Genomic DNA, 20578 nt, shown 5'->3' on the forward strand with positions numbered 1-20578 from the left:
GCGCGGCGCTTACCTCGCAGGTAATACCGAAGCGACGCGGGATTGCCTATCATCTGCGCCATGAACCCGACCGCCCCCCTCCATTCGCCCTCCCCGTCCGCCGGCCGCGCGTCCGGCATCGGCCCGCTGCTGCGCACGTGGCGGCAACGCCGGCGCCTGAGCCAGATGGCGCTCGCGCTCGACGCGGAAGTCTCCGCGCGCCACCTGAGCTTCGTCGAATCGGGCCGCGCGCAACCGAGCCGCGAGATGGTGCTGCATCTCGCCGAACGCCTCGACGTGCCGCTGCGCGAACGCAATGCGCTGCTCGTCGCGGCCGGCTTCGCGCCGCTGTTTCGCGAACGGCCGTTCTCGGACCCGCAACTGGACGCCGCGCGTCATGCGGTCGAAGCCGTGTTGCGCGGGCACGAGCCTTATCCGGCGCTCGCGGTGGACCGCCACTGGACACTGCTCGCGGCGAACCGGATGCTCGGCGCGCTGGTCGCGCAGGCCGATCCGGCGCTCCTGCAGCCGCCGGTCAACGTGCTGCGGCTGAGCCTGCATCCCGACGGACTCGCGTCGCAGATCGTCAACTGGCACGAGTGGCGCGCGCACATCCTGCATCGGCTGCAACGGCAGATCGATGCGAGCGGTGATCGGACGCTGCATGCGCTGCGCGACGAGCTCGCCGCGTATCCGGCGCCGGCCGGGCAGCCCGACGATTCGCACGCGCGCACCGATTTCGCGGACATCGCCGTGCCGCTGCGGCTGCGCACGGCGAGCGGCGAGCTGACGTTCTTCAGTACGACGACGGTGTTCGGCACGCCGGTCGACGTGACGCTGTCGGAACTCGCGATCGAGGCGTTCTTTCCGGCGAACCCGGAAACGGTGGAGGCGATGCGGGTGCTGGCGGACGCGTTGCCGGTGGAGTAACGCCGGCAGGCGTGGCGGGGCCGTGGCCGCACTCAGCGGCGTTCGAGCGCCAGCTTCACGCCCAGCGCGAGCAAGACCACCCCGCTGACGCGATGCATGCGCGTCAGGATGCGCGGGTTGCGGCGGATCGATGCCGACAGCAGGCCCGCGAACAACGCGACCGGCCCCTTGACGAGAAACGTCAGCCCGGCGAACGTCGCGCCCAGCACGAACAGCGACCGCATCGGGTGCGGGGCGCCGGCCGGAACGAATTGCGGCAGAAACGCCAGATAGAAAAGCGCGACCTTCGGATTGGATACATTGGACAGCGCGCCTTGCGCGAACGTCCGCAGCCGCGATGCCGGCGCATTGCCGTTGCCCGCGAGCGTCAATTCGCCCGTCGAGCGCAACAGCGTGATGCCGAGGTACAGCAGGTACAGCGCGCCCACCACCTTCAGCGCCGTGAACAGCCATTCGGAAGCCTGAAGCAGCGCGCCCAGCCCGAGCGTCGCGAGCATCGTATGCACGAGCAGCCCGACGCTGACACCCGCGGCGGTCACGAGGCCCGCGCGCGTGCCGCCGGACAGCGTGCGCGACATCACGAGGACCATGTCCTGGCCGGGCGTCAGAATGATCAGAAGGGAGGTGGCCATGAACGGCAACCAGGCGACGTGCGACATCGGGAAGCTCCTGAAAAACGGCGCCGCGGCGAGCGGGGATCGCGCGCTTCGGGGCCGGGCAGTCGTCAGATTATCGGCAACTTTCCGTGGAGATTGGATGCAAACCTAGCTATTTCTGAAGTCAGATTTGGAGTTATTCTCCAACATCAACTTCATTGATAGCCAAAAATGCCAATCAAACTGGATGCGATTGATCGACGCATTCTGCGTGCGTTGCAGCAGAATTCGAACCAGACGAACGCCGACATCGCGCAACAGGCCGGACTGTCGCCAACGCCGTGCCTGCGCCGCGTTCACCTGCTCGAGGAACAGGGCGTGATCGACGCGTACGTCGCGTTGCTGAACCCGGCAGCCGTCGAGCTGCGCTTCACGGCATTCGTGCGCGTCACGCTGGAGCGCCAGGACAAGACGACGGTCGAACGCTTCGCGCGCGAAATGGAGCAAGCGCCCGAAGTGCTCGAATGCCATCTGATGGCCGGCAGCTACGACTATCTGCTGCGCGTGATCGCGAAGGATCTCGACGACTATCAGCGCTTTCAGATGGAAACGCTCACACAGATCGAAGGCGTGCGCAACGTCGAAACCGAGATTCCGCTGAAGCGCATCAAGCAGACGGTGCGGCTGCCGATCTAGGGGTCGAGAAACGCCATCCGGATCGATGCAGGCAGCGCGTTCAGGTCAGGACCAGTCGCGAAACGGGTTGCCCCACGTGATCCAGTGTTCGGGGCCAGTGGCCATCTCGGCGTCGGTCAGCAGACACGCGTCGAAGCGCGCGCGCAGCGCGGGCTCGTCCATGTCCATGCCGATCAGCACGAGCTCCTGCCGGGCGTCGCCAACGTGCTCGTCCCAGCGCGCGCGGATCTGCGCGACGGCTTCGGCGTCACGCGGCCAGCGCTCGGGCGGCACGGCCGCCCACCAGTGGCCGGCCGGCCCGTGCCGCGCGACCGCGCCGGCCTGCGACCACGAGCCGGCGACGGTCGGATGCGTGGCCAGCCAGAAAAACCCCTTCGAGCGGACGACGCCCGGCCATTCGCTCTCCACCAGATCGAAGAAGCGCTGCGGATGAAAGGGCCGCCGCGCGCGATAGACGAAGCTGCGGATTCCGTATTCGTCGGTCTCCGGCGTGTGCGTGCCGCGCAGTTCCTGCAACCAGCCCGGCGCGCGCGACGCCTCATCGAAATCGAACAGGCCCGTGTCGAGCACACGTTCCAGCGGCACCTTGCCGAATTCGGCGATCTCGATCCGCGCGCGCGGGTTCAGCCCGCGCAGCAGCGCGATCAGCCGCTCGCGCGCGCTGGCGTCGATCAGGTCGATCTTGTTGATCACGAGCACGTCGCAGAACTCGATCTGGTCGATCAGCAGATCGACGACCGTGCGGGCGTCCTCGTCGCCCATCGATTCACCGCGGGCTTGCAGGCTGTCGCGCGACGCGTAGTCGCGCAGGAAATTGAACGCGTCGACCACCGTCACCATCGTGTCGAGCCGCGCGACTTCGCCGAGGCTGCGGCCGTCCTCGCCTTCGAACGTGAACGTCTCGGCCACCGGCAGCGGCTCCGAGATGCCGGTCGATTCGATCACGAGCTGATCGAAGCGTCCTTCGCGCGCGAGCCGGTCGACCTCGATCAGCAGATCCTCGCGCAGCGTGCAGCAGATGCAGCCGTTGCTCATTTCGACCAGCTTCTCGTCGGTGCGCGACAGCCCCGCGCCGCCGTCTCGCACGAGCGCGGCGTCGATGTTGACCTCGGACATGTCGTTGACGATCACCGCGACGCGCCGGCCCTCGCGATTGTTGAGGATGTGGTTGAGCAGCGTCGTCTTGCCGGCGCCGAGAAAGCCGGACAGGACGGTCACGGGAAGCCGCGTGGACGGATCAAGGGCGGGGCTCATCGGGCGATTCCGGAAAAGGGCGTTGAGGATCAAATGATATATTGTATCGCTACGATATAACATATCATTTCAAACGTCCAGCAGGCCCGCTCATCGATGTGCTCCCGCCGACAGCGAAGGCAGTACGCGGCGCCGCGCCGGTACCGCCCCGCTGCGTATTACGTATAGAGCGACGCTGGCGGCAACTCGTCCGTCAGCGCATACCGGCCCACGTCGCGCAGCCGGTAGTCGAGCGGATCGTGCAGCGTATGCGTGCGCGCGTTCCGCCAGAAACGGTCGAGGCCGAGCGACGCGGCCGTCGCGCGCGCGCCGCATGCATCGAACAGCGCTTCGCCGTTATCCAGCGCCGCGCGCTGCGCGACGATCTTCGCTTCCGATACCGCGAGTGCGGCTTTGGCGCGTTCGTCGGCCGTCAGCGCATCCTGCCGCGCCCACGCGTGCTGCAACGCGCCGGCCGCGCGATCGGCCAGCGCCGCCGCGGCCACCGCGCGCACGCGCATGTCGCCGAAGCGCTGCAACGTGTACGGATCGTCCTCGGCCCGCTCGACGTCCGAATGAATCCACGGGCGGCCGTGCTGCCGCACGTAGTCGCGCGCCTCGGCCAGCGCGCCTTCCGCCAGGCCGACGAACAGGTTCGTCAGCACGAGTTGCGACACCAGCGTGCGCAGCGTCGCGCGCGGCGTCGGCGGCGCTTCCGACCGGTGCAGCACCTCGTCCGGCGCAAGCGTCACGCCGTCGAAGCGCACGCTGCCGCTGTCGGTCTGGCGCTGGCCGACCGGGTCCCAGTCGTCGTTGACGGTGATCCCGGCCCGGTCGGTCGGCACCACGCCGAACACGGTGCGGCCGATGGCCGGATCGTGCGCGGATACCGTCATCCGCTGCGAGCCGCGCGTGCCGGAACAGAAGCCCTTCACGCCGTCGAGCCGGTAGCCGCCGTCGGGCGTCGCCGTGGCGACGAGCCGCGTGTCGAGCGGATTGACCGCGTTGCCCCACCACCAGCGCCCGTCGACCGTGCCGCGCAGGTAGCGCTCGCGCTGCGCGGCGTTGCCCCACACGTCGACGCTCACCACCTGCAGGCACTGGAAGCCGACCAGATGCGCGAGCGCGCTGTCGACTCGCGCGACCTGCCGGATCGCGTCGTAAATCTCGGGCCACGCCGCTTCCTGGCCGCCGAACGCGCGCGGCACCGCGAGCGTCAGCAAACCCGCATCGGCGAGCCACTGCTTCTCCTGCGCGGCATGACCGCCCGCGCGGTCGCGCTCGGCGGCGCTCACACGCAGCGCATCGATCGCGCGTGCCAGCGCGGCGCGGTCGACGGCCGGTGTCTCGGTATCCGGCGCCAGCGTCGCCGGGCCGCGGGGATCGTTCATGCGACAGCTTCCTGTTCAACGGTTTCGCCCGACAGCGGTACGAGCGCGCCCAGCTGACGGCCGGTCAGCCGCGACAGGATCTCGCGCCGCCAGTCGTCGTAGATCGCACGATATTCGGCGATATCCGCGCCGAACACCAGTGCGGTATGCGCGTACTCGTCGTGCAGATAGCCGTCGAGCCGCGCCTGGGTTTCCTCGTCGGCCGCGATCACGCGATCGATCAGCGCATCGCGCTCGGCGGCCGGCAGCGCCTGCAGCATGTCGAACCACCACTGGACGATCTGCACGCGATGCCATTCCTCGTCCGGGCGAATCCGGTTCTCGCCGTGCTCGCGCATCGCGCTGTCGCCGATACGGCCGGTCTTGCGCTGAATCCACAGCTTCGCGAGGATGTGCAGCTCGTAGTGCCATTCGAACGCGAGAAAGCCCGCGACGTCGCGCACCGCGATGTCGCCGATGCGCGCCCAGTGCGCGGCGACGAGCCGGTCGACTTCCGGCAGCGGATCGCGCCCCGTGAGTTCGGTCACGCGCTCACGGCCGATCACCGCGTGCGCGCCGTCGTCGCCGAGCTGGCGCGACAAAATCAGCTGGAAATGCGGATCGTCGCGGAACAGCGTGTCGATCGCCTTCGCGACGACCTGCACGATGAACAGGTCGTGCGACGCCATCTTCGTGTAGTAGTCGGCGACGGCAGCCAGCTCGTCGCCGTGGCGCGGCTCGCGCGGCGGTGTCTCCAGCTTGGCCGGGAAGTCCGGACGATGGCGTCGCGCCACCTCCAGAAACAGCGCTTCCTCGAATTGTCCGTTCCATTCGCGCGGCGCGCCGATGGGCAAGGTCATGGTCGTTCTCTCAAGATCAGGAATGAAACGAGCGGACGCTTGTGGCGTCGCTCAGGTACGCCGGGTCACGCGTCGGACCAGGCGGTCGCCCGTGATTTGCACGGCCGAGACGAGCGCGATCAGGATCACGATCACGGTCGCCATGACGGTGGTGTCGAAACGTTGATAGCCGTAGCGGATCGCGAGATCGCCGAGCCCGCCCGCGCCGACGGCGCCCGCCATCGCGGTCGAGCCGATCAGCGCGACGACAGTGATCGTGAAGCCGCCGAGCATGCCGGGCAGCGCTTCGGGCAGCAGCACGTGCCACACGATGTGGCGGCGCTTCGCGCCCATCGCGAGCGCGGCCTCGATCAGCCCGCGATCGACTTCGCGCAGGCTCACTTCGGCGATCCGCGCGAAAAACGGGATCGCGGCGATCGACAGCGGCACGACGGCCGCCCACACGCCGATCGTCGTGCCGATCAGCACGCGCGTGAACGGCAGCAGCGCGACCAGCAGGATGATGAACGGCGTCGAGCGAAACACGTTGACGAGCGCGCCGAGCACCGCGTTCACGCCGCGCCGCGCGTAGATGCCGCCGGGCGCGGTGGTCACGAGGATCACCGCGAGCGGGATGCCGATCAGCGCGGCGATCGCGGCCGACGCGGCGACCATCGACAGCGTGTCGCGGATCGCATCGAGCAGTTCGGGCCACCAGAGCTCAAACATAGCCGAGCACCTCCGCGTGATTCGCATGGCGGCGCGCACGTTCGAGCAGTGCGGCGACCGCACCGCCGCGTGCCGCCGACGGGCCATCATCCGCACGCGGCGTCGCGGCGATCACGAGCCGCCCTTGCGCATGCCCCTGGATGCTTTCGATGCCGCCGTGCAGGAACCGCACGGAGCCGCCGAGCGCCGCCGCGAGCGCGCCGACGTCCGGCTCGCCGCCGCTCTCGCCCGTATAGCGGACGTCGAGCACGATCTGTGCGCCGTCAGGCAGCGCGGCCTGCTCGGGCAGCGGCCGCACCCGCGCGGCCAACTCGGCCGGCAGGTCGTGCTGCAGCGTGCTCAGCAGCGCGCGCGTCGCGCCGTGGCGCGGATCGCCGAACACGCGCCACACGGGGCCGGTTTCGACCACTTCGCCCTGTTCGATCACCGCGACCGTGTCGCACACCGCGCGGATCACCTCCATCTCGTGCGTGATCAGCACGATCGTCAGCCCGAGACGGCGGTTGATGTCGGCGAGCAGCGCGAGGATCGATTGCGTGGTTTCCGGATCGAGCGCCGACGTCGCTTCGTCGCACAGCAGCACTTCGGGATCGTGCACGAGCGCCCGCGCGATGCCGACGCGCTGCTTCTGCCCGCCCGACAGGCTCGCCGGATACGCATCGCGCTTCGCGGCGAGCCCGACGAGCTCGAGCAGCGCCTCCACCTTGCGCACGCGCTCGGCCTTCGGCACGCCGGCGATCTTCAGCGGCAGCGCGACGTTCTCGAACACCGTCTTCGCGGACAGCAGGTTGAAATGCTGGAACACCATGCCGGTGCGGCGCCGCAACGCGACGAGGCCGTCCTCGTCGAGCGCGCCGACGTCGACACCCTGCACGCGCACGCGGCCCGAGCTCGGCCGTTCGAGGCCGTTCAGGAGGCGCAGCAACGTCGACTTGCCCGCGCCGCTGCGGCCGATGATCCCGAACACCTCGCCGCGCCGCACGTCGAGCGTCACGTCGCGCAGCGCGGCGGCCTGGCCACGCGGTGTCGCGAATACCTTGCCGACCTGCTCCAGCGACACGGCCGCGCCGCCGACCGGCGTCACGGCTTCCTCATATGCCGCTGCATCGGCGCCGGCACCGGCGCGCACGGCCGATGCCTCGATGAAACCCAGCGTATCGAACAATTGCGTCATCGCTTCGCTCCGTCACGTTCAGGCATGCGCGGGATGCGCGGGTTCGGCTGCGGCGGCCGGCCGGTGCTGCGCGCCGGTGTGCCAGGCGGGCAGGCGCGGGCCCGCGCCGAACAGCTTCTCGCGCAGCGTCGGCGCGGGATCGTAGTCTTCCTTGTAGACGCCGCGGTTCTGCAGCTCGGGCACGACCCAGTCGACGAAATCCTCGAACGACTCGGGCATCACGGTGCGCGTCAGGTTGAAGCCGTCGATGCCGGTCTCGTCGATCCACGACTGCAGTTCGTCCGCGACCTGCGACGGCGAACCGACGATCGGCGCATAGCGGCCGCCGAGCGACATCTGTTCGAGCATGCGGCGCACGGTCCATGTGCCGGTCGTGCTCTTCTTCGAGATCGCGTCGACGGCCGACTGGATCGAATCGGTCTTCACGTACGAGATCGGCTCGTCGAGGCCGTATTTCGCGAAGTCGATGCCGGTCGAGCTCGCGAAATGCGCGAGGCCGGCTTCCGGGCTCGCGTAGCGCCGGTATTCGTCGAATTTCTCGCGGGCGAGCAACTCGGTCTCGGCCGTGACGACGCTCACGCCGGCAAAAATCCTGATCGACGCCGGGTCGCGCCCCTGCCGCGCGGCGGCCGCGCGGATGTCGAGCGCCGCCGCGCGCGCCGCGGCCTTGCTTTGCCCGTTCACGAACACGCATTCCGCGTGACGGCCCGCGAACTCCACGCCGCGCGCGGACGAGCCGGCCTGGTACAACACCGGGGTGCGTTGCAGCGACGGTTCGCTCAGATGAATCGCATCGATCGAATAGAACGGCCCGTCGTGCTTCACGCGCCGCACCTTGCCCGGCTGCGCGAACACGCGTGCCTGCGCGTCGCGGATCACCGCGTCGTCGTCCCAGCTCTGCTCCCACAGCTTGTAGACGACTTCCATGTAGTCGTCGGCGCGCTCGTAGCGGTCGTCGTGGCCGATCTGCTGCGCGAGGCCCATCCCGCGCGCGGCGCTGTCGAGGTAGCCGGTCACGATGTTCCAGCCGACGCGCCCTTTCGTCAGATGATCGAGCGTCGACATGCGGCGCGCGAACAGGTACGGCGGCTCGTAGGTCAGGTTCGCGGTCACGCCGAAGCCGAGATGCCGCGTGACCTGCGCCATCGCCGGCACGAGCAGCAGCGGATCGTTGACGGGCACCTGCACCGATTCGCGCAGCGCGGCGTCCGGGCCGCCGCCGAACACGTCGTACACGCCGACGATGTCCGCGAGAAAGATCCCGTCGAACTTGCCGCGCTCGAGCGTCCGCGCGAGATCGGCCCAGTAGTCGAGATCGGTGTAGTGGGCGGAGCGGTCGCGCGGATGCGTCCACAGCCCGTGGTTGATGTGCCCGACGCAGTTCATGTTGAACGCGTTGAGCAGGATCTTCTTGCGGTTCGCCGTCGTCATGCCGCCTCCGTCACCACGCGATCGCATACAGCGAGCCGAACGCATTGTCGAGCGCACGGCGCACCGCCGGCGAATGCTGGTAGATCGAGATGAACTTGCGGATGCGCGGATCGTTCGCGCTTTCGGGGCGCACGACCCACTGGATCGCGAAGTTCTTGTTCTCGGTGCCGTCGAACAGCAGCGCGCTGTTCGGGTCGGTCGTGCCGGCGAGCTTGATGAAGCTCGGGTAGCCCTGCGCGAGATCGACGTCGTCGAGCGAACGCGCGAGCTGCGACGCTTCGAGCGGGATGATCTTCAGGTGCTTCGGGTTGGCGACGATGTCGTGCGTGGTCGCGCGGTAGTCGGCGCCCGGCTTCAGCGTGATGAGCCCCGCGCGCTGCAGCAGCAACAGCCCGCGCCCGCCGTTGACCGGATCGTTCGCGATCGCGACGCGCGCGCCGTCCTTCAGCTCGGCGAAGCTTTTCACCTTCTTCGAATAGAGGCCGATCTTCATGATCGTGCCGGGCGCGATCGAGATGAAGTTGTAGCCGCCCTGCTTCTTCGCGTTCTCGAGAAACGGGATGTGCTGGAAGTAGTTGACGTCGATGTCCTTGTTCGCGAGCGCCGCGTTCGGCGTATTCCAGTCGGTGAATTCGACGATCTTCACGTCGAGGCCCTGCTCCTTGGCCTCCTTCGCGGCGATCTTCAGCGCCTCGATCTGCGGGCTGGTCGAGATGCCGACCTTCAGCGGCGCGGTGTCGGCGCGCGCGCCGTTCAGCAGCACGACGCCGAGCAGCGCGGCCGTCAGCAGGCGGGCGAGGCGGGCCACTCGGCCGGCGGAAAAGCGGGCGGAAAACACGGGATGCAGCATGGGAACCACTCTCCTGTCCAAAGACGGTATCGATGGTTGAGCGAAGCCGCGGCGAACGCGCGGGCGCTCTCCGGACAGTCGTCGTTTCATCGGAAAAAGATCAGCCGATGATAGAGAGCGGCGGGAAGGCGGTCTACGAAGCGATTGTGCGAAGAAAATCGCGCGCGGCGATATGGCGGGCGGGACGGCGGGTGCCGGGCACGACCGGGCGCCCGGGCCGCCATCAGGCCGAAATCTCGGCCTGCCCGCCGCGCCGATTCCGAAATCTCGGCCACTTCATGTGAAAAACCCTTTCCGCAGACGAAACAAATCCCTTATGAATCAATGGATTAAAAATATTCCGGCAGACCGGGATTCTGGCACGGGGGTTGCGTAATAGACGTCACACGATGCCGCGAAGCAAAGCAGGCATTCCAAACATCAGGAGACACGTCTTGCAGACCTCTATCCACACCCCGTCCCATCCCGAGCCGATTGCCGAAGCCGGCCCCGCCACGCGCGAACGCTTCTGGCCGGAAGGCTGGTGGAAGCTGATGGAAATCCGCATCGGCATCATCCCGCTGCCGGTCTACGTGATCCTGTTCGGGCTGATCGTCGGCTTCGCGGTGACGGGCAAGGTGCCCGGCGAGATCTCGATGGCGATCGCCGTGCTCGCGTTCTTCGGCTTCACCTGCGCGGAACTCGGCAAGCGCCTGCCGCTCTTGCGCAACATCGGCGCGGCGGCGATCTTCGCGACCTTCGTGCCGTCGGCGCTCACGTACTACCACGTGCTGCCGAAGCCGGTGCTGAACCTGACGGTCGAATTCACGAAATCGACCAACTTCCTGTACCTGTTCATCGCGTCGATCATCGTCGGCAGCATCCTGAGCATGGATCGCCGCGTGCTGATCCAGGGCTTCGTGAAGATCTTCATCCCGCTCGCGGCCGGCTCGATCGCCGCGGCGATCGTCGGCACGGCGGTCGGCACCGCGCTCGGCCTCGGCGCGCGCCACACGCTGCTGTACATCGTCGTGCCGATCATGGCGGGCGGCGTCGGCGAAGGCGCGATTCCGCTGTCGATCGGCTATTCGGAACTGATGCACCTGCCGCAGGGCGAGATGTTCGCGATGGTGCTGCCGCCGGTGATGCTCGGCAGCCTGACCGCGATCATCCTGTCGGGCGCGCTCGACATGCTCGGCAAGCGCCTGCCGCACCTGACCGGCAACGGCCGCCTGCAGGTCGGCGAAAGCGGCGACATGACGCCGGAGAACGAAGAGATCCGCGGCCACGTCGACGTCACGCACATCGCGGGCGCCGGCATCACCGCGATCACGCTGTACCTCGTCGGCCTGATGGCGCACAAGCTGTTCGGCCTGCCCGCGCCGGTCGCGATGCTGTTCCTCGCGGTGCTGGTGAAGCTCGCGCGCGCGGTGTCGCCGCCGCTGCAGGAAGGCGCGTTCGTCGTCTACAAGTTCTTCTCGACCGCCGTCACGTATCCGCTGCTGTTCGCGATCGGCGTCGCGATGACGCCGTGGGACAAGCTGACCGCCGCGTTCACGATCGTCAACGTGGTCACGATCGTGTCGACCGTCGCGACGCTGATGGGCACCGGTTTCGTGGTCGGCCGCCTGCTGAAGATGTACCCTATCGACACCGCAATCGTGAACGCCTGCCACAGCGGGCAAGGCGGCACCGGCGACGTCGCGATCCTGACCGCCGCGAACCGGATGCAGCTGATGCCGTTCGCGCAGATCGCCACCCGCATCGGCGGCGCGATCGTCGTCACGGTGACGCTGATCCTGGTCGCGCACTTCGGATAACGCGCGGCCGCGCGCACCGTCGCGCCGGCTGCTTCAGACGCGCCGCCGCCGGCCCTGCCGGCGCGCGGCGCGCGTCGTTGCGGGCGACCGGCTGCGGGCGACCGGCTGCGGGCGACCGGCTGCGGGCGACCGGCGGCAGGCGACCGGCTTCGGGAGCCGGCCGGCGGCGACCGGCGGCGGGCGAACGACCGACGTTGCGGGCTTCGATGAGGGCGAACGTGCAGAAGAGCTTCAAGGGAATCCCGTGGTGGGGCTGGGCCTCGGCCGCGGTGCTGTATGTCGGCGTGGCCGGCGCGGCCGTCGATTTCGCATGGGAACGCGCGATCGACGCGCTCGAGGAGGCCGGCGCGCACCGGCTCGACCTGTATGCGTCGAGCCTGAAAAGCGAGCTCGGCCGCTTCGAGATCCTGCCCGGCCTGGTCGCGCGGCAGGACGGCGTGCGCGCGATGCTGAAAGCCGCGCCGAACGATGCGCCCGAGCTCGTGCATGCGGTGAACACCTACCTCGAAGCCGTGAACCGCGACGCGGGCAGCGGCGCGGTCGACGTGATCGACCTGCAAGGCGACGTGATCGCCGCGAGCAACTGGAACGAGACGATCAGCTTCGTCGGCACCAACGTGTCGTACCGGCCGTACTTCAAGGACGCGCTCGCGCGCGGCAGCGGCCGCTTCTTCGGCATCGGTACCAACACCGGCGTGCCCGGCGTCTACTTCGCGAGCGCGGTGCGCAGCGACGGCGTGCCGATCGGCGTGGCCGCCGTGAAGATCAGCGTCGACCCGCTCGAATCGGCATGGCGCGCGCCGGGCGTCGCCGCGCTGGTCGTCGACGGCAACGGCGTGGTCGTGATCTCGACCGAACCCGCGTGGAAATTCACGTCGCTGCGCCCGATCACCGCGCAGCAACAGCGCGACATCCAGGCGTCGCGCCAGTACGCGGGCCGCACCGTCGACGCGCTGCCCTATCGCCGCATCGGCGACCGCAGCTCGGCCGCGTGGTTCGGCACCTTCCCCGATCCGCGCCACGCCGGCCGCACCACCCGCTATCTCGTGATGTCGCGCCCCGCGCCGCAGGCCGGCGATTCGCTGATGGTGCTGCTCGACATCGCGGGCGCCCGGCGCCAGCAGCAGACGGCGTTCGTGTTCGTCACCGGCGCGTTCCTGATCGCCGCGCTGCTGGCCGGCTATGCGATCCAGCGCCGCCGGGCGATCCTCGCGCGGCTGGGCGCGCAGGACGCGCTGCGCCGTGCGAACGACCGGCTCGAACTGACCGTCGCGCAGCGCACGGCCGCGCTGACGGCCGCGAACGAGCGGATGCAGCGCGAGATCGACGAGCGCGAACGCACCGAGCAGCGGCTGCGCGCGTCGCAGCAGGAAGTCGTGCATGCGGGCAAGCTCGCGGTGCTCGGTCAGATGGCCGCCGGCCTCACGCACGAGCTGAACCAGCCGCTCGTCGCGATCCGCACGCTGTGCGACAACGCGCGCACGTTCTTCGAGCGCGGCCAGCCGGCGCCGGCGCTCGCGAACCTCGAACGGGTCGGCAAGCTGGTCGACGGGATGGCCGTGCTCACCGGCGAACTGAAGACCTTCGCGCGCAAGCCCGACGTCGAGCGCGTCGCGGTGTCGCTGAACGAGGCCGTCGCGCATGCGCGGCTGATCTACGATGCGCGGATTCGCGACGAAGGCGTGCGGCTCGACGTCAAGATCGCGCCCGGCACGACGGTCTCGGCCGAATCGAGCCAGTTGCAGCAGGTGATCGTGAACCTGCTCGGCAACGCGCTCGACGCGGTGCACGACGCGCCGGTGCGCCGCATCGTCATCGAGGCGGCCGGCCCGGACGACGACGGCCGCGTGCGCTTCACGGTGGCCGACAGCGGCGCCGGCATCGCGCCCGACGTGCTGCCGCACCTGTTCGAGCCGTTCGTGACGACCAAGCCGCGCGGCCAGGGCCTCGGGCTCGGGCTCGCGATCACGTCGCGCATCGTCGAGGCGTTCGGCGCGAGGATCACCGCGACGAACCGCGACGAAGGCGGCGCGCAGTTCACCATCGAATTCGCGGCGGCGACGCCGCAACAAAGGACAGAGCATGGAAGATGAGATTCGGGTGCTGGTCGTCGAGGACGATGAGAACGTCCGGATCGGCGTCGAGCAAGCCGTCGCGCTCGCCGGGTTCCCGGTCGACGCGTTCGCGTCTGCCGCCGACGCGCTCGCGCACGTCGCGCCCGGCGCGCCGGTGGTGATCGTGTCGGACGTGCGGATGCCGGGCATCGACGGGCTGCAGTTGCTCGACCGCGTGATGGCCATCGATGCGCAGATCCCGGTCGTGCTGATCAGCGGCCACGCGGACATCTCGACGGCCGTCGGCGCGATGCAGGTCGGCGCGTACGATTTCATCGAGAAGCCGTTCTCGTCGGACCTGATCGCCGGCCGCGTCGCGCGTGCGGTCGAGAAGCGCCGCCTGACGCTCGAGGTGCAGGGCTTGCGCGCGGCGCTGAACAACTGGCAGGGCATCGAGGCGTTCGTGCTCGGCAAGTCGCCCGCGATGGCCGACGTGCGCAAGAAGATCCTGCGCCTCGCCGATACGTCGGTGTCGGTGCTGATCACCGGCGAGACGGGCACCGGCAAGGAGCTCATCGCGCGCAGCCTGCACGACTTCGGCGGCCGGCGCGACGCGCATTTCGTCGCGCTGAACTGCGGCGGCCTGCCCGAGCAGGTGTTCGAGAGCGAGTTGTTCGGCCATGAGGCCGGCGCGTTCACCGGCGCGATCAAGAAGCGCATCGGCAAGATCGAATGGGCGGACGGCGGCACGCTGTTCCTCGACGAGATCGAGACGATGCCGATCGCGCTGCAGATCAAGATGCTGCGCGTGCTCCAGGAGCGCGTGGTCGAACGGCTCGGCGCGAACGACCTGATTCCGGTCGACTGCCGCGTGGTGGCCGCGTCGAAGGCCGATCTCGCCGAACTCGCGGCCGACGGGCGCTTTCGTGCGGACTTGCTGTATCGCCTCAACGTCGCGCAGATCGAATTGCCGCCGCTGCGCGAACGGCGCGAGGACGTGCCGCTGCTGTTCGAGCATTTCGTGCTCGCCGCCGCGCGACGCTTCGGCCAGCCGGCGCCGGTCGTCACCGCCGCGCAGGTGTCCGAACTGATGACGCACGCGTGGCCCGGCAACGTGCGCGAGCTGCAGAACGTGGCCGACCGCTTCGTGCTCGGGCTGACCGGCGACAGCCTGCTGTCGTCGGGCGGCACGCCGACGGCCGGCAGCACGCTCGCGGAACAGCTCGCGTATTTCGAGCGGATGCTGATCGAGGACATGCTGCGGCGTCACAACGGCAACGTCGCGGACGCGAGCGAGGCGCTCGGCATGCCGAAGAAAACGCTCTATCACAAGCTGCGCAACCTGCGGATTCCCGCGCGCGGCGACGCGGCGGCCGACGGCGGCGAATGACGCGCACGAGGACACGAACCCCAGCATGGATCGCATCGACATCACCCACCACGGCCGCATCACCGGCCATCTGATCCGCGGCGTCACGCGCGCGCAGAAAACCTTCCGCCCGAGCGACTGGCCCGAGCGGCTCGCGGGCGTCATCACGCTGTTCGTCGGCGAACGGCGGCCCGGCTATCCGTGCGCGCTGTCGCGGCTCGCGATGCCGGTCGTCGACGGCGGCGTCAAATGCCTGTTCGTGTCCGACGAATTGCGCGCCGTGTGCGCGGACGCGTTCGATTTCGCGATGCAGTTCGCCACCGACAATGATCTGCCCGTCGAGCTTCAGACCGCGCCCGCATTGACGGTGCAGTGACGTGTAACCCTTCCCTTCCCAAGGCAAAGGCGCGTGGCGCAGGCTGTCGCACGCCCTTTCATCGGCGAAATGAATCGTCAGAAGATTTAAGGCTTCGGCGCATGACCACGCTCCGACAAGGGTTTCCGGCGCAGCCATCAATAAAATTGATCGTGACGATGAAAATTATGCGTTTTCCTTGCAGGTCGCCGTGATGCATAGTTGCGTCGTGTTGACGCACCTTTGAGTCTTTCAGTCATGAACATGCGAATCGAGCCGTCCGTGCTCGCGAACCCCGACCTGCAATTTGCGACGCTTTCGTCAGGCATCAGCCTGCCGTATGTCGAGCGGGGCAGCGGTGCGCCGATGGTGTTCGTGCACGGCTCGCTGTGCGACTACCGCTACTGGGATCCGCAACTCGCGGCGCTGTCGGCGCACTACCGCTGCATCGCGCCGAGCCTCAGCCACTACTGGCCGGCCGTCGAAGCGGGCATCCAGGACGAATTCAGCTGGCAGAACCACGTCGACGAGCTCGCCGAATTCATCGACGCGCTCGATCTCGGCCCCGTGCACCTGATCGGCCATTCGCGCGGCGGCAGCGTCGCGTTCAACGTCGCGCGCCAGCATCCGCACCTCGTCGAATCGCTGACGCTCGCCGATCCGGGCGGCCCGCTCCAGCAGCCGGGCGTGCGCGAAGCCGCGCTGTCGGCCGCCGCCCTCGCGCTGCGCACGAAGGCCGTGAACCTGATCGAGCAAGGCGACGTCGAAGCCGGCCTCGAGATGTTCGTCGATTCCGTGAGCCTGCCCGGCGCATGGAAGAAGAGCACGTCGCGCTTTCGCACGATGGCGATCGACAACGCGAGCACGCTGCCGAAGCAGCTGCGCGACCCGCTGCCCGCGTATTCGCAGCACACGGCCGGCGATATCGCATGCCGCACGCTGCTGATCGACGGCCAGCGCAGCCCGAAGATGTTCCGCCACAACGTCGACACGCTGTCGCAGTGGATCGGCGATGCGCAACGGCAAACCGTCGCCGGCGCATCGCACGGGATGAATGCGGCGAGCCCGGCGGTATTCAATCGTTACGTGCACGAGTTCGTCGCCGCTTGACGTCGCGGGCGGCAGGCGCGCCGCTCCGGCCCCCTCTCTCTTGCAGAAGCGAAACGGCGCGAAGCTGTCCGCATCGTTTCGCATCCCTCTGCGTCACACCACCGGCGCCGCCTTGCGCGTCACCGCATCCGGCAACCCGAACACGCTGTCGAACGCCCAGTTGTACGTGAACGTGAAGATCGGGAAGAACACGATCAGCACCGCGTCGTACAGGAACGCCTGCAGCAGCGACACGTCGAGCCACCACGCGATCAGCGGAATCAGGAACGTCACGAGCGCGACCTGGAACCCGATCGCATGCACGACGCGCCGCCCGACGGTGCGCGTCGTTTCCGCCCGCCGCCGCTCCCACGCCTCGAACCCGAGGTTGTACAGAAAATTGACGATGACGCCCGTCGTCGAGATCATCACGCCGAGCAGCCCGCTCGTCGCCGCGCTCGCGCCGCTCAGCATCCCGAGCACCGACGATGCGACGAGGATGCCGAGCACCTCGAACATCACGACGTAGACTATGCGTCTCTTCCATCCTTGCATGACCGACCACCTTCGTTTCGAACAAGGTGGCGAGACTACAGCGGGCACTGCGTCCGCCAAAGTCAGGTCCTTTCAATTTTTCTGACAGGAGGCGGCGGACCATGCTGACCAGCGATCACATCGACATGCTGCTGACCGTCATCGACAAAGGCTCGTTCTCGGCGGCCGCGCGTGCGCTCGGCCGCACGCCGTCGGCGGTCAGCATGGCGATCGCGAACCTCGAGGCCGAGCTCGACCTCGTGCTGTTCGATCGCGCCACGCGCGAGCCGACGCCGACCGCCGCGATGGCCGCGCTGCTGCCCGACGCCCGCGCGATCGCCGAACGGCTGCATGCGCTGCGTGCGCATGCGCAGCATTTGTCGGAAGGTGTCGAGGACACGCTGCGGCTCGGGCTCGCGGCCGAAATCGACGGCGCACCGATTGCGCGCGCGCTGACCGCCGTCGCCACGAAATATCCGGCGCTCGCGATCAGTCTCGTCACGGCGCCGCAGGATGCGATCGTCGACGCGCTGCATCGCGGCGCCGTCGATCTTTGTGTCGCGTACGGCGGGCTCGATCTTCATCCGCAGGAACAGATTCACGCGCTGTGGACCGAGACGTTGATCGCGGTCGCCGCGCCCGGCCATCCGGCGATTGCCGAAGCCGCGCATCCGGAGGTGATCGAGCGATTGTCGGGGTTTCGGCAGATCGTGATCGCCGATCCGGAGCGGCCGTTGACCGACGTGCGGCCGCTGATCGGCAATCGCACGTGGAAGGTCACCGACATGGCGACCGCGATCGCGCTCGTGAAGGCCGGTCATGGCTGGGCGAATTTGCCGGAATCGGTCATCGGCCGGTATGTCGACTGCGGCGAACTCGCGCCGCTCGTGTTCGCGAACATTCGCAACGGATTGCCGCTGCCCGTCTATTTGCGGCGGCCGAAACATACGGGGCTCGGCAAGGCGGCGAGCGAGCTGGTGCGGGCGCTGCGGGCTGAACGCGCCGATGCCTGAGCGCAGCCACTGACGACAGCACGCGTCAACTAGCGGTGCGCGCGGCGGGACGCCGCCGCACCGTCGGAAGGCGCCGGGCGGAACCGACCGTTAGTTGCAAAACACGGAACAATGAAGAAGGTGCTTCATCGATTTCCGTGGACGTCGCCTTCCGTTCCGGAGTGGTTGCTTATCGACTCGTTGCCCGGCAAGTCAGCGGATAAGCTGTCCGGAAACCCGCGCCCACGCCGTCCGAAGGCGTCGCGCGCGGTCTTCGAGGAGATAGGAAGCCGCAAGCGCCAAGAGACCTGAAATTGCCCCGGTCACGATGTGCTCGACATAGGGAATACGGTAATGACTCGTGTGCGAGTAAGCATCGCCCAGTGTCGTCAGGACGCCAACGACCAGCGCATTGCCGTATCGATGCGCGTAGAGTTTCCCCACCGGCGTGAAAGTCAGGAGTACAGCAAGGAGTCCGGTCAGCAGACCCGTATGAAATGCGATGGTCCAGTGGGGGAAACTCGTGATGTTTCCCCAGCTCCCCGGCATGCAGGTCATGCACGCAGTGGTTGGCTGCCAGAAACGCTGGACGAACAGCCTGACTCGGTGCTTCCACTCGGTTGACATGATGCGTTCCCATCAATGCCGTCGCCACGGCCGGCGCCGCCACACGTATTGTTGAAGCAGTTTCCCAACGCTGACGAGCCTGCCGCCGTCGTCACGGGATGGTCGGCTGTCCGCCGAAGAGACCCGGCAATCGCCTGGACATGGGGAAATACTACTCCACGATCAAACGGCCGCTGTGTCGACCGAGACCGGAATTCGACACTTGCTTCTATCGGCGCGACCCCGTCCGCGACGCGCATCGAACGATGCCCTTGCACGCGAAGTCGACGACGGGCGCCCTGAAGCGCGATGAACCATAAAAAACCCCGGCATGCAGACCTGAGCCTGCATGCCGGGGTTCTTCGCTTCACGGTCGGCAAGCGACGAATCGCCCGCCGTTCGAGCTTACCGCGCAGCTACGTCAGCCTTGACGGAGGCCGCATCACCCACCGCCGTCGGCGCCGGCGCATTCCCCCACCCGCCACCCAACGCGCGGATCAGGTTGACGGTCGACACCGCCTGCGCACCCGTCAACTGGTTCGCCTGCAATTGCGACTGCAGCACCGAGCGTTCGCTGTCGATCACGTCGAGATACGCGACCTCGCCTTCCTGATATTGCGTGCGCGACAGCGTCGCCGCGCGGCGCGACGCGTTGACGGCCGCATCCTGCGCACGGATCTGGTCGTCGAGCAGGCGCAGATCGGCGAGATTGTCCTCGACCTCGCGGAACGCGACGAGCACCTGCTGCCGGTAGTTCGCGACCTGCTCGTCGTACTGGGCGCGCGCCTGCTGCACGCCGGCCGCCCGCCGCCCGCCGTCGAACAGCGGCAGCGTCAGCGCGGTGCCGGCGAACGGCCCGAGCAGGAACGTGCGGCTCGACCACAGGAACAGGTTGCCGAGCGTCGACGCTTCATACCCGAACGACCCGGTGATATCGAGCTTCGGGAAGTACGCCGACTTCGCGAGCCCGATCCGTGCATTCGCGGCCGCCATAGCACGTTCGGCCGCCGACACGTCCGGGCGGCGTTCGAGCAGCGCGGACGGCAGGCCCGGCGGAATCTTCACCGCGACCGGCACGATCGGCGTTTCCTTGAACGCGAAATCCGCGGGCGCCTTGCCGAGCAGAATGGCCAGCGCATGCTCGGACGCCGCGCGCCGGCGCGCGACGCCGACCGCATCCGCCTGTGCGCTCGCCAGTTCGTTCTTCGCGCGCGACACGTCGAGCTCGCTGATGTCGCCTTCGTTGAAGCGGCGCTGCACGAGCTTCAGCGCCTGCTCGCGCAACTCCACCGTGCGGCGGTACAGGTCCTGATCCGAATCGAGCTGACGCAGTTCGAAGTAGTTCTGCGCGACGTCGGCCTGCAGTGCGAGCTGCACCGAGCGGAACAGCGCTTCGCTCTGCGCCTGGTCGGCGCGCGACGCCTCGACGTTGCGGCCGACGCGGCCGAACAGGTCGGCTTCGTACGATACCGTGCCCTGCGCACGCCACAGCGTCGCGTTGGTCGGGCCGGTGCCCTGCGGCTGGAACTGCGACGCCGACGACAGCCCCTCGCGCGTCGGCCCGAAACCGGCGCCGACCTGCGGGAACCATTGCGAGCGCGCCGAACGGGTCGCGGCACGCGCTTCCTCGACCCGCGCGGCCGCGGCCTTCAGGTTCTGGTTCGCGGCGAGCGCCTGCGTCTCGAGCGAATCGAGCACCGGGTCGCCGAACACCTTCCACCATTCGCCGCGATGTTCGCCGTCCGCCGGCTCGGCCGTCTTCCACGTGCCGGCCTGCTCGCCGGCGGCGAGGGTCGGCGCTTCCTTGAACGCGGCGGGCGCCGCCGCATCGGGGCGCTTGTAGTCGGGGCCGACCGCGCACGCGGCGAGCAGCGTCGCGAGCAGGGTGCTCGCGGCCGCCACCTTCGCGAAGCGCATCAGGCCGTTCGTGTTGTGCAAGTTATTCATTTTCTG

19 protein-coding genes are annotated in these 20578 nt (G+C 68.1%); 8 read left to right on the forward strand and 11 right to left on the reverse strand.

The window, feature by feature from the left end; genetic code table 11:
• Positions 1–60 precede the first annotated feature (60 nt).
• The gene (locus tag HWX07_RS26050) at positions 61–909 is read left to right on the forward strand and encodes a helix-turn-helix transcriptional regulator (protein WP_175878191.1); all 849 of its coding nucleotides are present in this window, start codon (positions 61–63) and stop codon (positions 907–909) included.
• 32 nt (positions 910–941) lie between these two features.
• Here HWX07_RS26050 and HWX07_RS26055 read toward each other — a convergent pair whose 3' ends face one another.
• Positions 942–1568 carry a LysE family translocator gene (locus HWX07_RS26055; RefSeq protein ID WP_175878192.1) on the reverse strand — a complete coding sequence of 209 codons (627 nt, stop codon included), beginning with the start codon at positions 1566–1568 and terminating at the stop codon, positions 942–944.
• Between the two features lie 168 nt (positions 1569–1736).
• On the opposite strand from HWX07_RS26055, the gene HWX07_RS26060 reads away from it, so the two are divergent.
• A complete protein-coding gene (locus HWX07_RS26060; RefSeq protein ID WP_006494255.1) occupies positions 1737–2201 on the forward strand; it encodes an Lrp/AsnC family transcriptional regulator in 465 nt (154 codons plus the stop codon).
• 45 nt (positions 2202–2246) lie between these two features.
• On the opposite strand, the gene zigA is transcribed toward HWX07_RS26060, so the two are convergent.
• From zigA to HWX07_RS26095, 7 genes are all read right to left on the reverse strand, one after another.
• Positions 2247–3455, reverse strand: a complete 1209-nt coding sequence (gene zigA / locus HWX07_RS26065) for a zinc metallochaperone GTPase ZigA (protein ID WP_175878193.1) — start codon at positions 3453–3455, stop codon at positions 2247–2249.
• Between the two features lie 158 nt (positions 3456–3613).
• Positions 3614–4825 carry an acyl-CoA dehydrogenase family protein gene (locus tag HWX07_RS26070; RefSeq protein WP_175878194.1) on the reverse strand — a complete coding sequence of 404 codons (1212 nt, stop codon included), beginning with the start codon at positions 4823–4825 and terminating at the stop codon, positions 3614–3616.
• Positions 4822–5664, reverse strand: coding sequence for a hypothetical protein (locus HWX07_RS26075; protein ID WP_175878195.1), 843 nt, complete (start codon positions 5662–5664; stop codon positions 4822–4824). Before HWX07_RS26075 ends, HWX07_RS26070 begins: the two co-directional genes overlap by 4 nt.
• Positions 5665–5715: 51 nt before the next feature.
• Positions 5716–6372 (reverse strand): methionine ABC transporter permease, encoded by a 657-nt coding sequence (locus HWX07_RS26080; protein ID WP_027781522.1) that lies wholly within the window; start codon positions 6370–6372, stop codon positions 5716–5718.
• The gene (locus tag HWX07_RS26085; RefSeq protein WP_175878196.1) at positions 6365–7546 is read right to left on the reverse strand and encodes an ATP-binding cassette domain-containing protein; all 1182 of its coding nucleotides are present in this window, start codon (positions 7544–7546) and stop codon (positions 6365–6367) included. The genes HWX07_RS26080 and HWX07_RS26085 overlap by 8 nt, the downstream gene beginning before the upstream one ends.
• Positions 7547–7564: 18 nt before the next feature.
• Positions 7565–8977, reverse strand: coding sequence for an LLM class flavin-dependent oxidoreductase (locus HWX07_RS26090; RefSeq protein WP_175878197.1), 1413 nt, complete (start codon positions 8975–8977; stop codon positions 7565–7567).
• Positions 8978–8987: 10 nt separating this feature from the next.
• A complete protein-coding gene (locus tag HWX07_RS26095) occupies positions 8988–9827 on the reverse strand; it encodes a MetQ/NlpA family ABC transporter substrate-binding protein (RefSeq protein ID WP_074805377.1) in 840 nt (279 codons plus the stop codon).
• 434 nt (positions 9828–10261) lie between these two features.
• On the opposite strand from HWX07_RS26095, the gene HWX07_RS26100 reads away from it, so the two are divergent.
• The 5 genes from HWX07_RS26100 (at position 10262) to HWX07_RS26120 (ending at position 16514) form a co-directional block, all read left to right on the forward strand.
• Entirely contained in the window at positions 10262–11626 is a 1365-nt protein-coding gene (locus tag HWX07_RS26100; protein ID WP_175878198.1) for a 2-hydroxycarboxylate transporter family protein, read from the forward strand.
• Positions 11627–11832: 206 nt separating this feature from the next.
• On the forward strand, positions 11833–13719 hold the full coding sequence (locus HWX07_RS26105) for an ATP-binding protein (RefSeq protein ID WP_175878199.1): 1887 nt from the start codon (positions 11833–11835) through the stop codon (positions 13717–13719).
• Positions 13709–15070 carry a sigma-54 dependent transcriptional regulator gene (locus tag HWX07_RS26110; RefSeq protein WP_175878200.1) on the forward strand — a complete coding sequence of 454 codons (1362 nt, stop codon included), beginning with the start codon at positions 13709–13711 and terminating at the stop codon, positions 15068–15070. Before HWX07_RS26105 ends, HWX07_RS26110 begins: the two co-directional genes overlap by 11 nt.
• 25 nt (positions 15071–15095) lie before the next feature.
• Complete coding sequence (locus HWX07_RS26115; protein ID WP_175878201.1) at positions 15096–15425, forward strand: DUF3579 domain-containing protein; 330 nt, start codon at positions 15096–15098, stop codon at positions 15423–15425.
• Positions 15426–15662: 237 nt separating this feature from the next.
• Positions 15663–16514, forward strand: coding sequence for an alpha/beta hydrolase (locus HWX07_RS26120; RefSeq protein ID WP_175878202.1), 852 nt, complete (start codon positions 15663–15665; stop codon positions 16512–16514).
• A gap of 93 nt (positions 16515–16607) precedes the next feature.
• On the opposite strand, the gene HWX07_RS26125 is transcribed toward HWX07_RS26120, so the two are convergent.
• Positions 16608–17048, reverse strand: a complete 441-nt coding sequence (locus HWX07_RS26125) for a PACE efflux transporter (RefSeq protein WP_175878203.1) — start codon at positions 17046–17048, stop codon at positions 16608–16610.
• Between the two features lie 101 nt (positions 17049–17149).
• Between HWX07_RS26125 and HWX07_RS26130 the strand changes: the two genes are divergently transcribed.
• Positions 17150–18040 carry a LysR family transcriptional regulator gene (locus tag HWX07_RS26130; RefSeq protein ID WP_175878204.1) on the forward strand — a complete coding sequence of 297 codons (891 nt, stop codon included), beginning with the start codon at positions 17150–17152 and terminating at the stop codon, positions 18038–18040.
• Positions 18041–18232: 192 nt separating this feature from the next.
• On the opposite strand, the gene HWX07_RS26135 is transcribed toward HWX07_RS26130, so the two are convergent.
• A complete protein-coding gene (locus HWX07_RS26135; RefSeq protein WP_175878205.1) occupies positions 18233–18646 on the reverse strand; it encodes a hypothetical protein in 414 nt (137 codons plus the stop codon).
• A gap of 384 nt (positions 18647–19030) precedes the next feature.
• Entirely contained in the window at positions 19031–20572 is a 1542-nt protein-coding gene (gene opcM / locus HWX07_RS26140) for a multidrug efflux transporter outer membrane subunit OpcM (protein ID WP_175878206.1), read from the reverse strand.
• Between the last annotated feature and the right edge of the window lie 6 nt (positions 20573–20578).

It is taken from the genome of Burkholderia sp. BCC0097 (assembly GCF_902832985.1).
Lineage (GTDB): Bacteria > Pseudomonadota > Gammaproteobacteria > Burkholderiales > Burkholderiaceae > Burkholderia > Burkholderia orbicola.